Source organism: Staphylococcus sp. 510, from assembly GCF_057219715.1.
Genome location: NZ_JBXVVK010000005.1, coordinates 20,559 through 35,773, shown reverse-complemented (window position 1 = coordinate 35,773; position 15,215 = coordinate 20,559). Strand labels below are relative to the sequence as shown.

The 15,215-nt window shown below is 32.4% G+C and carries 14 protein-coding genes and 1 tRNA gene; 11 read left to right on the top strand and 4 right to left on the bottom strand.

All coding sequences use genetic code 11. The features are described 5' to 3' along the window. The first annotated feature begins 5 nt into the window (after positions 1 to 5). From uvrA to whiA, 9 genes are all read left to right on the top strand, one after another. Positions 6 to 2,852, top strand: a complete 2,847-nt coding sequence (uvrA, locus tag AC2D8K_RS04895; protein ID WP_207023296.1) for an excinuclease ABC subunit UvrA — start codon at positions 6 to 8, stop codon at positions 2,850 to 2,852. 283 nt (positions 2,853 to 3,135) lie between these two features. After that, entirely contained in the window at positions 3,136 to 4,068 is a 933-nt protein-coding gene (gene hprK, locus AC2D8K_RS04890; RefSeq protein ID WP_015365270.1) for an HPr(Ser) kinase/phosphatase, read from the top strand. A 7-nt stretch (positions 4,069 to 4,075) separates the two neighbouring features. Then, positions 4,076 to 4,912 carry a prolipoprotein diacylglyceryl transferase gene (gene lgt, locus AC2D8K_RS04885; protein WP_037552023.1) on the top strand — a complete coding sequence of 279 codons (837 nt, stop codon included), beginning with the start codon at positions 4,076 to 4,078 and terminating at the stop codon, positions 4,910 to 4,912. Between the two features lie 7 nt (positions 4,913 to 4,919). Beyond that, the gene (locus tag AC2D8K_RS04880) at positions 4,920 to 5,402 is read left to right on the top strand and encodes an acyltransferase (protein WP_002450910.1); all 483 of its coding nucleotides are present in this window, start codon (positions 4,920 to 4,922) and stop codon (positions 5,400 to 5,402) included. Between the two features lie 18 nt (positions 5,403 to 5,420). Further along, positions 5,421 to 6,860, top strand: coding sequence for a tetratricopeptide repeat protein (locus tag AC2D8K_RS04875; RefSeq protein ID WP_002450909.1), 1,440 nt, complete (start codon positions 5,421 to 5,423; stop codon positions 6,858 to 6,860). A 64-nt stretch (positions 6,861 to 6,924) separates the two neighbouring features. Further along, positions 6,925 to 7,866, top strand: a complete 942-nt coding sequence (gene trxB, locus AC2D8K_RS04870) for a thioredoxin-disulfide reductase (protein WP_002450908.1) — start codon at positions 6,925 to 6,927, stop codon at positions 7,864 to 7,866. Positions 7,867 to 8,047: 181 nt separating this feature from the next. Then, positions 8,048 to 8,956, top strand: coding sequence for an RNase adapter RapZ (gene rapZ / locus AC2D8K_RS04865; RefSeq protein ID WP_484698136.1), 909 nt, complete (start codon positions 8,048 to 8,050; stop codon positions 8,954 to 8,956). Beyond that, a complete protein-coding gene (locus AC2D8K_RS04860) occupies positions 8,956 to 9,954 on the top strand; it encodes a gluconeogenesis factor YvcK family protein (protein ID WP_484698134.1) in 999 nt (332 codons plus the stop codon). The genes rapZ and AC2D8K_RS04860 overlap by 1 nt, the downstream gene beginning before the upstream one ends. A gap of 133 nt (positions 9,955 to 10,087) precedes the next feature. Beyond that, positions 10,088 to 11,032 (top strand): DNA-binding protein WhiA, encoded by a 945-nt coding sequence (whiA, locus tag AC2D8K_RS04855; protein ID WP_002450905.1) that lies wholly within the window; start codon positions 10,088 to 10,090, stop codon positions 11,030 to 11,032. Between the two features lie 185 nt (positions 11,033 to 11,217). Here the strand turns inward: whiA and AC2D8K_RS04850 are convergent. Continuing rightward, positions 11,218 to 11,289: transfer RNA gene (locus tag AC2D8K_RS04850), tRNA-Arg, on the bottom strand. Between the two features lie 189 nt (positions 11,290 to 11,478). Here AC2D8K_RS04850 and clpP point away from each other — a divergent pair. Next, positions 11,479 to 12,069 carry an ATP-dependent Clp endopeptidase proteolytic subunit ClpP gene (gene clpP, locus AC2D8K_RS04845; RefSeq protein ID WP_002450904.1) on the top strand — a complete coding sequence of 197 codons (591 nt, stop codon included), beginning with the start codon at positions 11,479 to 11,481 and terminating at the stop codon, positions 12,067 to 12,069. Between the two features lie 108 nt (positions 12,070 to 12,177). On the opposite strand, the gene AC2D8K_RS04840 is transcribed toward clpP, so the two are convergent. Both AC2D8K_RS04840 and AC2D8K_RS04835 read right to left on the bottom strand, forming a co-directional pair. Continuing rightward, a complete protein-coding gene (locus tag AC2D8K_RS04840) occupies positions 12,178 to 12,366 on the bottom strand; it encodes a hypothetical protein (RefSeq protein ID WP_002450903.1) in 189 nt (62 codons plus the stop codon). Positions 12,367 to 12,385: 19 nt separating this feature from the next. Further along, entirely contained in the window at positions 12,386 to 13,285 is a 900-nt protein-coding gene (locus AC2D8K_RS04835) for a TIGR01777 family oxidoreductase (RefSeq protein WP_002450902.1), read from the bottom strand. 791 nt (positions 13,286 to 14,076) lie between these two features. Here AC2D8K_RS04835 and AC2D8K_RS04830 point away from each other — a divergent pair. Next, complete coding sequence (locus AC2D8K_RS04830; RefSeq protein ID WP_484698132.1) at positions 14,077 to 14,778, top strand: DUF4887 domain-containing protein; 702 nt, start codon at positions 14,077 to 14,079, stop codon at positions 14,776 to 14,778. Between the two features lie 104 nt (positions 14,779 to 14,882). On the opposite strand, the gene AC2D8K_RS04825 is transcribed toward AC2D8K_RS04830, so the two are convergent. Then, entirely contained in the window at positions 14,883 to 15,104 is a 222-nt protein-coding gene (locus tag AC2D8K_RS04825; RefSeq protein WP_002450900.1) for a hypothetical protein, read from the bottom strand. Positions 15,105 to 15,215: the final 111 nt, after the last annotated feature.

Here is a 15,215-nt window from a genome sequence, read left to right as displayed (position 1 = left end):
TTTAAATGAGAGAACCATCCATAGTAGTGAAAGGTGCAAGAGCACATAATTTAAAAGGTGTTGATATAGAATTACCTAAAGACAAGTTGATAGTGATGACAGGACTTTCTGGTTCAGGTAAATCCTCTTTAGCTTTTGATACCATTTATGCCGAAGGTCAAAGAAGATATGTAGAATCATTAAGTGCTTATGCACGTCAATTTTTAGGTCAAATGGATAAACCGGATGTTGACACAATTGAAGGCTTATCACCAGCGATTTCAATTGATCAAAAAACAACAAGTAAGAACCCACGTTCTACAGTAGCTACAGTGACTGAAATATATGACTATATTAGGTTGTTATATGCACGTGTAGGTAAACCATACTGCCCCAATCATCACATAGAGATAGAATCGCAAACTGTTCAACAAATGGTAGATAGAATCTTAGAATTAGAAACTCGAACTAAAATTCAACTATTAGCACCAGTTATCTCTCACCGTAAAGGTAGTCATGAAAAATTGATTGAAGATATAAGTAAAAAAGGATATGTACGTTTGCGAGTTGACGGTGAGATTGTCGATGTGAATGAAGTACCAGAATTAGATAAGAATAAAAATCATACTATTGAAGTCGTTGTTGATCGATTAGTTGTTAAAGAAGGCATTGAAACAAGACTAGCTGATTCAATCGAAACAGCACTTGAACTTGCCGAAGGAAGTTTAACAGTTGATATTATCGATGGAGAAGAATTAAAATTCTCCGAAAATCACGCATGTCCAATTTGTGGATTTTCCATAGGTGAGTTAGAGCCACGTATGTTTAGTTTCAATAGTCCTTTTGGTGCGTGTCCAACTTGTGATGGTTTAGGACAACGATTAACAGTTGATATGGACTTAGTTATTCCGGATCCAAATAAGACACTTAATGAAGGTGCAATTGAACCATGGGAACCTACAAGTTCAGATTTCTATCCAACGTTATTAAAACGTGTTTGTGAAGTTTATAAAATTAATATGGATAAACCATATAAAAAACTAACTGACAGACAAAAGAATATATTAATGCACGGCTCAGGAGATAAGGAAATTGAATTTACATTTAATCAGCGATTTGGCGGTGGACAAAGAAAACGTAAAATGGTATTTGAAGGTGTAGTTAATAATATCAATCGTCGCTATCATGAATCGCCATCAGAGTATACGAGAGAGATGATGAGTCGATATATGACTGAATTACCATGTGAGACATGTCATGGACAACGTTTAAGTAAAGAAGCTCTTTCAGTTTATGTGGCAGGATTAAATATTGGTGAAGTTGTTGAATACTCAATTAAAGAAGCTTTGAATTATTATCAAAATATCGAACTTTCAGAACAAGACCAAGCGATTGCCAATCAAATTCTTAAGGAAATCATTTCTCGTCTAACATTCTTATATAATGTTGGGTTAGAATACCTGACATTAAACCGTGCATCTGGTACGTTATCTGGTGGTGAAGCGCAACGTATTCGTTTAGCGACACAAATTGGTTCTCGTCTCACTGGTGTGCTCTATGTACTTGATGAACCATCAATAGGTTTACATCAACGTGATAATGATCGCTTGATTAATACACTTAAAGAGATGAGAGATTTAGGCAATACACTTATTGTTGTAGAACATGACGATGATACTATGCGCGCAGCTGATTATTTAGTAGACGTCGGACCTGGTGCGGGTAACCATGGCGGTGAAATTGTCGCTCAAGGTACGCCTAAACAAGTAATGAAAAATAAGAATTCCCTGACAGGGCAATATTTAAGTGGTAAAAAGAAAATTGATGTGCCAGAGCACAGACGTGAAGCGACTAATAAAAAAATTAGCATCAAGGGCGCTAAAAGTAATAACTTGAAAAACGTTGATGTAGATATTCCACTCTCACTTATGACTGTAGTGACAGGTGTTTCAGGTTCTGGTAAAAGTTCATTAGTAAATGAAGTATTATATAAATCTCTTGCACAAAAAATCAATAAATCTAAAGTTAAGCCAGGAGACTATGATTCAATTAAAGGTATTGACCAATTAGATAAAATTATAGATATTGACCAATCACCAATTGGTAGAACACCACGTTCAAATCCAGCTACTTATACAGGCGTGTTTGATGATATACGTGATGTGTTTGCACAAACCAATGAAGCTAAGATTCGAGGTTATCAAAAAGGGCGTTTCAGTTTTAACGTTAAAGGCGGTCGTTGTGAAGCTTGTAAAGGTGATGGCATCATCAAAATAGAAATGCATTTCTTACCTGACGTTTACGTTCCTTGTGAAGTTTGTGATGGAAAACGTTATAACAGAGAAACATTAGAAGTCACATATAAAGGAAAAAATATCGCTGATGTATTAGAAATGACAGCAGAAGATGCGACTCATTTCTTTGAAAATATACCTAAGATTAAACGTAAACTACAAACATTGGTAGATGTCGGATTAGGTTATGTTACTTTAGGACAACAAGCTACTACCTTATCGGGTGGTGAAGCACAACGTGTAAAACTGGCTTCTGAATTACACAAACGATCAACAGGACGTTCTATTTATATTCTTGATGAACCAACAACAGGTTTACATGTTGATGACATTAGTCGATTATTAAAAGTTTTAAACCGACTTGTCGAAAATGGTGACACAGTTGTCATTATCGAACATAATTTAGATGTTATCAAAACAGCTGATCACATTATAGATTTAGGGCCAGAAGGTGGCGATGGTGGCGGTACCATTGTTGCTACAGGAACACCTGAAGATATTGCCAATGTCGAAGGTTCATATACAGGTCAATATTTGAAAACAGTTTTAGAAAGAGATAGAAAAGAAGATGAATCATAAAAGAATGATGTTATAATTTATATTAAGATGATTTCAGAGTATACTGGAATCATCTTTTTTAAATTATTTTTTCATTCAATACATATTCAAATGAAATATCAATATGGTATTACTGACGTGTAAGCAAAAAAATGTCAGAGATTTAACGGTTTTTACGTTAATCAATCATGACTATTTTCTAAACATTGAGTTAATATAACTTTTTAATATAGATAGTAGTTTGATTTTTGATATGATTAAAGAAAGTGAATTTGTAGTAACAATTCAATATAGAGGTGAACGCATGTTAACAACTGAAAGATTAGTTGAAGTATTAAATTTAGAATTAATAGCCGGTGAAGAAGGATTAAATAAACCGATTAAGAATACAGATATCTCTCGCCCTGGTTTAGAGATGGCTGGATATTTCTCACATTATGCTTCAGATCGAATTCAATTACTAGGAACGACTGAGTTATCTTTTTACAACTTATTACCGGATGACGAGCGACAAGGAAGAATGAGAAAGTTATGTCGACCAGACACTCCTGCAATTATTGTAACACGAGGCTTAGAACCACCTAATGAACTTGTTGAAGCTGCAAAAGAACTTAACACGCCACTCATTGTTGCTAAAGACGCAACGACAAGCCTTATGAGTCGTTTAACAACATTTTTAGAACATGAATTAGCAAAGACAACATCATTACATGGTGTACTTGTTGATGTTTATGGTGTGGGTGTACTCATCACAGGTGATTCAGGTATTGGTAAAAGTGAAACAGCTTTAGAACTAGTTAAAAGAGGACACAGACTTGTTGCAGATGACAACGTTGAAATTAGAGAAATTACAAAAGATGAATTAATTGGTAAACCTCCAAAACTGATTGAACATTTATTAGAGATTCGAGGTCTAGGTATTATTAATGTAATGACATTATTCGGTGCTGGTTCAATCTTAACTGAGAAGCAAATTCGCTTGAATATTAATTTGGAGAATTGGAATAAAGAAAAATTGTATGACCGTGTGGGTCTCAATGAAGAAACATTACGTATCTTAGATACAGAAATAACTAAAAAGACTATTCCAGTTAGACCTGGACGAAATGTTGCAGTGATCATTGAAGTTGCCGCAATGAACTATCGTTTAAATATAATGGGCATCAATACAGCTGAAGAATTTAGTGAACGCTTGAATGATGAAATTGTTCGTAACAGTCATAAAGGTGAGGAGTAGTTAGATGATGAATTTAACGTTAAGTTATATTGATCCTATTGCATTTCATTTGGGCCCACTACAAATAAGATGGTACGGCATTATTATTGCTTGCGGCATTTTATTAGGTTATTTTGTAGCACAAGAAGCATTAAAGAGAATAGGGTTACATAAGGATACACTTGTAGATGTTATCTTCTACTGTGCAATATTTGGTTTCATAGTGGCACGTATTTATTTCGTTATCTTCCAATGGCCCTACTACATGCAAAATCCAGGTGAAATACCAAAAATTTGGCATGGTGGTATAGCCATTCATGGTGGATTAATAGGTGGTTTTATCACTGGTATTATAGTTTGTAAAATAAAAAATTTAAATCCATTTCAAATTGGAGATATTGTTGCACCAAGTATTATTTTGGCACAAGGCATAGGACGTTGGGGTAACTTTATGAATCATGAGGCGCATGGTGGTATGGTATCTAAATCATTCTTAGAACAGTTGCACTTACCTCAATTCATTATTGATAATATGTATATTGATGGTCATTATTATCACCCAACATTTTTATATGAATCAGTGTGGGATGTTTTAGGATTTATTATTTTAGTTACAATTAGAAAACACATGAAATTAGGCGAAACATTTTTCTTATACTTAATTTGGTATTCGATCGGCCGTTTCTTTGTAGAAGGGCTTAGGACAGATAGCTTAATGTTAACAAGTCATATTAGAGTGGCTCAGTTAGTATCTGTGATTTTAATTATTATCAGTGTGGCATTAATGTTATATAGACGTTTCAAATATCAACCACCCACATACAAAAATGCTGGCCCATTAAGTTGGCCTAAGCAGAAGGTGTAATTCAAATATGAGAAAATTAAAGCCTCACCGTGGATATCAAGCCACTAATATGAATCCGTTATGGCATATTTATCGATTAGTCAAATTTCCTAAAGTATTAAGGCAAACGATTATTATCGAGATTTGTCGGTACATGCCAAACTTAAAATTGAAAAGTCATATGTATCGTCAATTATTAGGTATGGATATTGGAAATTATTCTGTATTCGCATTTAAAGTAGTACCAGATTTGTTTTATCCAGAGCTAATAACAGTTGGCAATAATAGTGTGATTGGTTATAATACTACAATATTAACGCATGAAATTTTAGTAGACGAATTTAACATTGGAAAGGTAACGATTGGCAGTCATACATTAATTGGTGCCAATGTCACTATACTTCCAGGTGTCACTATTGGAGATCATGTAAAAATTGGTGCAGGAACAGTTGTATCTAAAGATGTACCGAGTAATTCGGTCGCATTTGGAAATCCTATACAAATACAATGAATATGGAGGTGACAATCTTTGGCAGATAAAAATAATAAAATTATTTCAATGGCTTTTGATGAACCGTTTTATCGCAAAATGGCAGCTCAAAAGTGGAAGCAACAAGATTTTAAAAAAGCAGCTGATTATTATAGTAAAGTGCTAGAATTGTCACCTGAAGATTTTGATATTCAATTAAACTACGCTCAATGTTTAGTTAAACTAGGTTTTGGTAGTCGTGCAGAACATTTATTCTATGAAAATATTATTAATGATAGACACGTGGCTGATAGTTTTTATGAATTGAGTCAGTTGAACATTGAATTAAATGAACCAAACAAGGCATTCTTGTTTGGTATTAATTATGTATTAATCACAAACGATCAAGACTTTCGTGATGAATTAGAAGAAACGTTTGATGTTTCGTATTCTAATGAGCATCAAATTGAAGTAGAGGCACAACTTTTTGCTGTTCAATTATTGTTCCAATTTTTATTTTCACAAGGTCGTTTAGAACAAGCAAAATCATATATATTAAATCAAAACGAAACTATACAAAATCATCGTGTTATTAAAAATTTATTAGCGATGTGTTATTTATATTTAAGTAAATATGATATAGCTAAAGACATGTTTGAGGAACTATTAAATGAAGATAATACAGATGTGCATGCACTTTGTCATTATACGTTATTACTTTATAATACAAATGAAAAAGACAAGTATAAACGTTACTTGAATATATTAAGTAAAGTTGTACCAATGAATGATGATGAAAGCTTTAAACTAGGCATTGTATTAAGTTATTTGAAACAATATCATGCCTCACAGAAGTTACTGCTTCCACTGTATAAAAAAGGTAAATTTGCTTCGATACAAATGTTCAATGCTTTAAGTTACAATTACTATTACCTAGGAAATAAAGATGAGAGTATCCAATTTTGGAATAAACTGTTGCAAATTTCTAAAGTGGATGTAGGATTTCCACCTTGGGTTATAGAGGAAAGCAAACATGTATTTGATCAACGAATTTTACCATTATTAATGGATGATGATAGTCACTATAGATTGTATGGAATCTTCCTATTAAATCAATTGAATGGTAAAGAAATATTGATAACAGAAGATATATGGGCTGTTTTAGAAACATTAAATGATTATGAAAAATTATATTTAACATATTTAGTTCAAGGTTTAACCTTGAATAAATTGGACTTCATTCATCGTGGTATGCAAAAACTGTATCAATTCGACCAATTTCGAAATGATACATCATTATTTGTTCAATGGATAGATCAAGCTGAATCAATTATTGCTGATCAAGCAGATTTAACTGAAGTAGAAAGATATATAGGTGCGTATTTATATTTGTATTACCAACAAACAAATCAGAAGTTGACTAAGAAGCAAATTAAAGAATGGTTTGATATTAGTCATTACAAACTAGATAAAACGATAACTTATATGTTGAGCATATAAATTTATGAAATACTTATTTTGATATATAATGCGTTTAATGATTATTTAGTAGGAGGGCAAGTAAATGACTGAAGTAGATTTTGATGTAGCAATTATAGGTGCAGGCCCTGCTGGTATGACGGCTGCAGTTTATGCTTCACGTGCCAATTTAAACACAGTTATGATTGAACGTGGTATGCCAGGTGGCCAAATGGCAAATACAGAAGAGGTAGAGAATTTCCCAGGATTCGAAATGATTACTGGACCAGACTTATCTACTAAGATGTTTGAACATGCGAAAAAATTTGGTGCTACGTATCAATATGGTGATATTAAATCAATCGAAGATAAAGGCGACTATAAAGTCGTTAACTTAGGAAACAAAGAAATTACAGCACACGCAGTGATTATTTCAACTGGAGCTGAATATAAAAAAATCGGCGTACCAGGAGAACAAGAATTAGGTGGACGTGGTGTAAGTTATTGTGCTGTATGTGACGGTGCATTCTTTAAAAACAAACGTTTATTTGTTATTGGTGGCGGTGACTCAGCTGTTGAAGAAGGTACATTCTTAACAAAATTTGCTGATAAAGTTACTATTGTTCATAGAAGAGACCAATTACGTGCACAAAGTATTTTACAAGACCGTGCATTTAAAAATGATAAAATTGATTTTATTTGGAGTCATACTTTAAAAACAATCAATGACAAAGACGGTAAAGTAGGATCTGTTACTTTGGAATCAACTAAAGATGGTTCTGAAGTCACTTATGATGCAGATGGTGTATTCATTTATATCGGTATGAAACCACTAACAGCACCATTTACTGATTTAGGTATTACAAATGAAAATGGTTATATTGTAACTGAAGCAGATATGAGTACTAACGTACCAGGTATTTATGCTGCTGGTGACGTAAGAGATAAAGGGTTACGTCAAATTGTTACTGCAACAGGCGACGGTAGTATCGCAGCTCAAAGTGCAGCAGATTATATAGAAGCTATTAAAGATAAATTAGAAGCATAAATTAAATACCATTTATCACAACAGTAATTTAAGCTAGAGCAATGGGAGGATTATAATGCCAATAATCCATTTGTTGTTCTAGCTTTTTCTAAGTCTTAGGAACGTTCCTTTGTGAATTTGAGTGTGGTATGATGAAGCTATTAATGTATAAATTTCAAAATAACTGGCGGTGACCAATGAAATGATGAATTCTGAAAAAGAAATGGGAAAGAGTGAACTATTAGTAGTAACTGGTTTGTCAGGTGCTGGTAAATCTCTAGTCATTCAAAGTTTAGAAGATATAGGCTATTTTTGTGTAGATAATTTACCACCTGTATTATTGCCTAAATTTGTTGAATTAATGGAGCAAGGTAATCCTTCATTACAAAAAGTGGCAATTGCTATAGATTTAAGAGGTAAAGAATTATTTAAATCACTTGTGAAAGAAATAGATTTAATCAAAAGTAGAAATGATGTTATCGTAGATGTCATGTTTTTAGAAGCAACAACAGAAAAGTTAATTTCAAGATATAAAGAATCACGACGTGCACATCCATTAAATGAAAAGGGACAACGTTCATTAATTGAAGCCATTAATGAAGAACGTGGACAGCTTTCACAAATTAGAAGTATCGCCAATTATGTGATTGATACGAGCCAACTTAAACCTAAAGCATTAAAAGAACGCATAGTTAATTATTATGAGAATGACGATTTTGAAACATTTACGATTAATGTGACGAGCTTTGGATTTAAACATGGTATTCAAATGGATGCTGACTTAGTATTTGATGTTCGATTTTTACCTAATCCTTATTATGTAGAAGAGTTACGTCCATTAACTGGATTAAACGAAGAAGTGTATACCTATGTAATGAAATGGAGAGAAACTGAAATATTCTTTGATAAACTAACTGATTTATTAAAATTCATGATTCCAGGTTACAAGAAAGAAGATAAATCTCAATTAGTCATAGCTATTGGATGTACTGGTGGCCAACATCGTTCAGTAGCTTTAAGTAAACGTTTAGGTGAATATCTAAATGAGGTTTTTGATTATAACGTTTATGTTCATCACAGAGATGCACATATTGAAAGTGGCGAGCACTAATGAGAAGAATGAAAGTAGTATTAATCGGCGGGGGAACTGGTTTATCAGTATTAGCAAGAGGTTTAAGAGAATTTCCAATTGATATTACCGCTATTGTAACGGTCGCAGATGATGGTGGTAGTACAGGTAAAATTCGAAATGAAATGGATATCCCAGCTCCTGGTGATATTAGAAACGTTATTGCAGCGCTTAGTGACTCGGAATCAGTGTTAACACAATTATTTCAATATCGATTTGAAGAAAATCAAATCAGTGGACATTCGTTAGGAAATTTATTAATTGCTGGTATGACCAATATTACGAATGATTTTGGACATGCAATTAAAGAATTAAGTAAAGTATTAAATATTAAAGGTAAAGTGATTCCATCAACCAATTCAAGTGTGCAATTAAATGCCATTATGGAGGATGGAGACATTGTTTACGGTGAATCTAAAATTCCTAAAATGCAGAAAAAGATAGACAAAGTCTTTTTAGAACCGGATGATGTTGAACCTATGGAAGAAGCAGTGGAAGCGTTAGAAGAAGCAGACTTAATTGTTTTAGGTCCAGGTTCGTTGTATACGAGTGTCATCTCTAACTTATGTGTGAAAGGTATTTCGCAGGCATTATTAAATTCTTCTGCACCTAAACTATATGTGTCTAACGTAATGACACAGCCAGGTGAAACAGATGGTTATAATGTGAAAGAACATATTAATGCATTACATCGACAAGCAGGACAATCATTTGTCGATTACGTCATTTGTTGTACGGATCAATTTAATGACAATGTTTTACAAAAATACAGAGAAAAGCATTCAGAACCCGTTGCTGTTAACGTTGATGAATTAAAACAGGACGGTATTAAAGTGATTACGGCATCTAATCTAATTGAAATATCAGACGAACATTTAGTTAGACACAATACCAAAGTATTATCTACTTTGATATATGAAGTCGCACTTGAATTAATTAGTACAATTCAGTTTGACCCTAACAGCAAACGTCAGCAGTAGTCATGATGAGAATATATTAGAATGAAGTAGAGTCAGTTAATTCAGTATGAAAAATAATTTAAATGAGATTAATTTAGAAAAGAGTCATTGCGAATAAATCATGTAGACAATGATAGGAAGGAATGAGTGTTCTATGAGCTTTGCATCAGATATGAAAAATGAATTAACTCGTATAGATGTAGATGAAGCTAATGCGAAAGCAGAGCTCAGTGCATTAATTCGTATGAATGGGGCACTTAGTCTGTCCAATCAACAGTTTGTGATAAACGTTCAAACTGAAAATGCCACAACTGCTAGAAGAATCTATTCGTTGATTAAGCGTATCTTTAATGTTGAAGTAGAAATATTAGTACGTAAAAAAATGAAATTGAAGAAAAATAATATATACATTTGTCGTACAAAGATGAAAGCTAGAGAGATTCTTGACGAATTAGGTATTTTAAAAGAAGGTGTATTTACACATGAAATTGATCCAGAGATGATTCAAGATGATGAAATGAAACGTAGTTACTTGCGTGGCGCATTTTTAGCAGGGGGTTCTGTAAATAACCCTGAAACATCTTCATATCATTTAGAAATTTTTTCTCAATTTGAGAATCATTCTGAAGGATTAACTAAATTGATGAATAGTTACGAATTAAATGCCAAACATCTTGAAAGAAAAAAAGGTAGTATTGTGTATTTGAAAGAAGCGGAAAAAATATCTGACTTTTTAAGTTTAATTGGTGGATATCAAGCACTGCTCAAATTTGAAGACGTCCGAATTGTACGTGATATGAGAAATTCAGTTAATCGATTAGTAAATTGTGAAACAGCAAATTTAAATAAAACTGTGAGTGCAGCTATGAAACAAGTTGAAAGTATTCAATTAATTGACCAAGAAATTGGTTTAGACAATTTGCCAGATCGTTTGCGTGAAGTCGCGAAATTAAGAGTTGAACATCAAGAAATTTCTTTAAAAGAATTAGGGGAAATGATTTCCACAGGGCCTATTTCTAAATCAGGTATGAATCATCGTTTAAGAAAATTAAACGAATTAGCAGATAAAATCCGAAACGGTGAGAAGATTGAACTATAAAAGACTCACTATCCTAGTGGAATGTAATCCGGAAAAATATATCATACTGAAGTGATAAAACTAAAAGCCATGTCTCATATATAGAATACGTTGTGTAATCATGTATTCTTTATATGAAGCCATGGCTTTTTTCTGTTAATTTGATTCACTGCACAATCAGTGATTGTCTTTAACAATATAATTAGTCCCCTCGAAGGGAATCGAACCCCTATTCTAAGAACCGGAATCTTATGTGTTATCCATTACACTACAAGGGGAAAATAGATAAAGCTTATTTCTGTACTAAACGTTATAAAATAAGTACAATCAAAAATAGTTATTTCTAGTGTACAAAAGTAATTCACTTAACGTCAATTAGCAATTAAAATAAAAGAACTTTATTTTTGACCATTTTTGACTTTTAAGTTAAAATATGAAGTAACAGTTATTACAAGGAGGAAATATAGATGAATTTAATTCCTACAGTTATCGAAACAACAAATCGTGGTGAACGTGCGTATGACATTTATTCACGTTTATTAAAAGACCGTATTATTATGTTAGGTTCACAAATTGATGATAATGTTGCTAACTCAATTGTATCTCAATTATTATTCTTGCAAGCACAAGACTCTGAAAAAGATATTTACTTATATATCAATTCACCAGGGGGAAGCGTGACTGCTGGCTTTGCTATCTATGATACAATTCAACATATCAAACCAGATGTTCAAACAATTTGTATTGGTATGGCTGCGTCAATGGGTTCATTCTTATTAGCAGCAGGTGCAAAAGGTAAACGTTATGCTTTACCAAACGCTGAAGTAATGATTCACCAACCATTAGGTGGTGCACAAGGTCAAGCAACTGAAATCGAGATTGCTGCCAACCATATCTTAAAAACTCGTGAAAAATTAAATCGTATTTTAGCTGAAAGAACAGGTCAATCTATAGAAAAAATTCAACAAGATACTGATCGTGACAATTTCTTAACAGCTGAAGAAGCTAAAGCATACGGCTTAGTTGATGAAGTTATGGAACCAGAAGGTAAACAATAATATTTCTATTTAATTAGACATATTAATCGAAGTTCAATAAAAAGAAGTCAGGACAATCATTTAAGGTCCTGACTTCTTTTTTACTTATATAGATTTGTATGGCGTTAACTATTTTAACTTATGTCTCAATCCATTAATTGAAATAAACGACATTATGAGTCCTACAATAATAAATAGGATGGAGAGTAATATCATAATTACTGTTTGATCAAATACTAAGACACCGTTCAAAATACAGATTAAGCCTGCTATGATCATTAAAATGTATGTGAGTTTGTCATTTTGATTGTTTTCCATTGTTGTTGTACCTCTTAATTTAATTTCTGATTAAATCATCTAGTGCATTTTTAAGATTATTATACATGAAATTAAATCCTAGTGCTTCGAGTTTATTTGGTAATACCTTTTGCGTATCTAAAATAACGGTAGACATTTCACCAAGTACTAGTCTCATCGCAAAGCTTGGAACCCATGTTTCATGTGGCTTATGCATTGCACGAGCTAACGTATAACCGAATAAATTTTGACGTTCAGGTATTGGTGCAGTTAAGTTAAAAGGTCCTTTGGCTTTGTCATTACCGATTGTAAATAATATTGCACGTGTTAAATCATCAATGTGAATCCATGAATACCACTGGAAACCAGATCCTAATTTACCACCAACATAAAATTGATAAGGTAATTTCATAGTTTGTAAAGCGCCACCATCATTAGATAAGATCATTCCAAAGCGACCTAAAACGACTCTTGTTCCTAGTGCTTCGAATTGCTTAGCAAATCTTTCCCATTGATAAACAATATCTGATAAAAAGTCAAACGGTAATGTTTTAAAAAGTTCTGTATAACTATGGTGATAATTAGGAGGGTAATATCCCATAGCACTAGCATTAAATAATACTTCTGGCTTCTTTTCTCTTTTTTTAAATAATTCAAAAAGGGCCTGTGTAGATTGAATTCTGCTTAACATTAATGTTTGTTTATAGTCTTTTGTCCAACGTTGGTTGAGTGTTGCACCAGCTAGATTGATAACGATATCGATATCAGGCACTTTACTTTCCCAACCATCTTTAGACCAATTCACATATGAAACCCGAGCATCGTTTGATTGTTCATCATGTCGAGTCAAAATAGTAATATGAGCATTTGATTTCTTAATTTCACTCACTAAATGAGAACCTACCATGCCAGTTCCACCAGTTATTAAATATTGTTTCATTATCTCACCTCAATAAAAAATTCTAACTTAGTTAATAGTTAGTAGTGATTATTATTATTCAAAATTTATCCAATTTTTAGCCAACAATATGTCAAATACTTTTTTAGATTCGTATTTAAAAACTTTTTTGTTAAGTTATAATTGATTTGTACCTTCGGAAATTAATTAAACATCTCTTAATAAGTATGAGTATACCCCATAATATACTAGCGAAGGTAAATTTTGACTCCCTTTAGTAGTGGGCCCATGCGAGCAACGTATGGGTCTTTTTTCTCTCTTTATTATTATTCTAAATGATTTTTACATCTTTTTACAGAAATAAACTTAATAAAAAATTGTGTGCATATTTATAATAGAAATAATCATTTAATTAATAAACTTTAATTTTAATGAAAAAACCAAATGAAAGTGAACAGTGCCAATAAAATGAAGGCATAATAGCAGCTATTGCTTAAAATGGGTGATTTATTTTGATGTTGATCATTAGTTATCAACATCTTTTTTATTGTAATTTTGTGGTCATCATTGGTATTAGTCTCTAAATGTTCTTCAAACAATTTTTTCATTATTATCACAAACCGTTCCTATTAAATTTATATTAAAAAAGTTTAAAATAGATGTTTCTTCTTCATTATGATGTTATCATAAATGAGATAAGATTATGTAAATAGTAATTTGCTAATCCTATTGAAATCCTAAATATAAATTTTTGATGAATAAAACATAACGACAACTTAAGATATAAATTTATTTATTATATATGATATTCCATGTTTAAAGTGAGGGAGAATATGTCAAAGCAAGATTTTAATGAGTACGACAATCAAGGTAAAAAAGGTATGAGTTGCATCGCGAAAATAATTAGTATCATTATCGTATTATTGCTACTGAGTGGCTTAACATTTGCTATATTTTCATTTGTAGATCATTCAAAGAAAGCTAATGAACGATTAAATAATGAGACGAAGCAAGAACAAAAAGATAAAAAAGACAAAGACGACAAAGAGAAAAAAGAAAAATCATCTGACAAAAAGTCTGATGAAAAGCAAAATACACAACAAAAACCATCACAACAACAGACAAGACAACAACCAACAACACAGCAACAACCTTCTACTCAACAACCAAAATCACAACAGCCTAAGACACAACAAAAACCAAAAGTAGATAATAAAACTAAGGAAGCACCAACTAAAGAAAAACCAAGCAAGCAAGAGAAACCAAGCACGCAAGAAAAACCAAGTACCCAAGAAAAGCCAAGTACCCAAGAAAAGCCAAGTACTCAAGAAAAACCAAGCACACAACAAAAGCCAAGTACTCAAGAGAAACCAAGCACACAACAAAAACCAAGTACCCAAGAAAAGCCAAGTGCACAACAATCAACGCAGAATAACTCAAACAATAATACACAACGCAGTGCATCACAACAATCAAATAATAGACAAAGTTCACAAAGTCAAAATAGTTCATCTAACAATAAATCTGATGAATAAGTATTAAAAGGCCGATAAGGTATTTCGTACAATTGCGATTCGCAAGTTAATGTACTGACCTTATCGGCATTTTTATATTAAAAAAATTATTACAGTAATGTGCATTAAAATAACCAATAAATAAACATTGTGATAATAAGGGAAATGAGCATCAATGTAGAGCAACCAATAGAACATCCACACCCCGTGTGTGTACATCCATATGTATAAATTTGGTTACTGGACTTGTTATCGTCATAGCGATTTTGATGAAAATGTTCATCATCTTTATAACGCGGGTCAGTTGGATCGATAACTTCTATTTTATTTTCGTCGTCTGTACTCAATATAAATTAAACCTTCTTTCAAAAAGAGTTGTCCTTATTTGGATTATAAATGAAAAGCACAATATTATAAAAGAATAATTGCTTTATAGTGATATGGTTAACTCGTAACAT

What these genes read in the sequence shown, in the direction of transcription:
- AC2D8K_RS04880 (WP_002450910.1), top strand. Translation starts at nt 4,920, where the DNA reads ATGAGAAAATTAAAGCCTCACCGTGGATATCAAGCCACTAATATGAAT.
- clpP (WP_002450904.1), top strand. Translation starts at nt 11,479, where the DNA reads ATGAATTTAATTCCTACAGTTATCGAAACAACAAATCGTGGTGAACGT.
- rapZ (WP_484698136.1), top strand. Translation starts at nt 8,048, where the DNA reads ATGATGAATTCTGAAAAAGAAATGGGAAAGAGTGAACTATTAGTAGTA.
- AC2D8K_RS04860 (WP_484698134.1), top strand. Translation starts at nt 8,956, where the DNA reads ATGAGAAGAATGAAAGTAGTATTAATCGGCGGGGGAACTGGTTTATCA.
- trxB (WP_002450908.1), top strand. Translation starts at nt 6,925, where the DNA reads ATGACTGAAGTAGATTTTGATGTAGCAATTATAGGTGCAGGCCCTGCT.
- AC2D8K_RS04835 (WP_002450902.1), bottom strand. Translation starts at nt 13,285, where the DNA reads ATGAAACAATATTTAATAACTGGTGGAACTGGCATGGTAGGTTCTCAT.
- hprK (WP_015365270.1), top strand. Translation starts at nt 3,136, where the DNA reads ATGTTAACAACTGAAAGATTAGTTGAAGTATTAAATTTAGAATTAATA.
- uvrA (WP_207023296.1), top strand. Translation starts at nt 6, where the DNA reads ATGAGAGAACCATCCATAGTAGTGAAAGGTGCAAGAGCACATAATTTA.
- AC2D8K_RS04840 (WP_002450903.1), bottom strand. Translation starts at nt 12,366, where the DNA reads ATGGAAAACAATCAAAATGACAAACTCACATACATTTTAATGATCATA.
- whiA (WP_002450905.1), top strand. Translation starts at nt 10,088, where the DNA reads ATGAGCTTTGCATCAGATATGAAAAATGAATTAACTCGTATAGATGTA.
- lgt (WP_037552023.1), top strand. Translation starts at nt 4,076, where the DNA reads ATGAATTTAACGTTAAGTTATATTGATCCTATTGCATTTCATTTGGGC.
- AC2D8K_RS04830 (WP_484698132.1), top strand. Translation starts at nt 14,077, where the DNA reads ATGTCAAAGCAAGATTTTAATGAGTACGACAATCAAGGTAAAAAAGGT.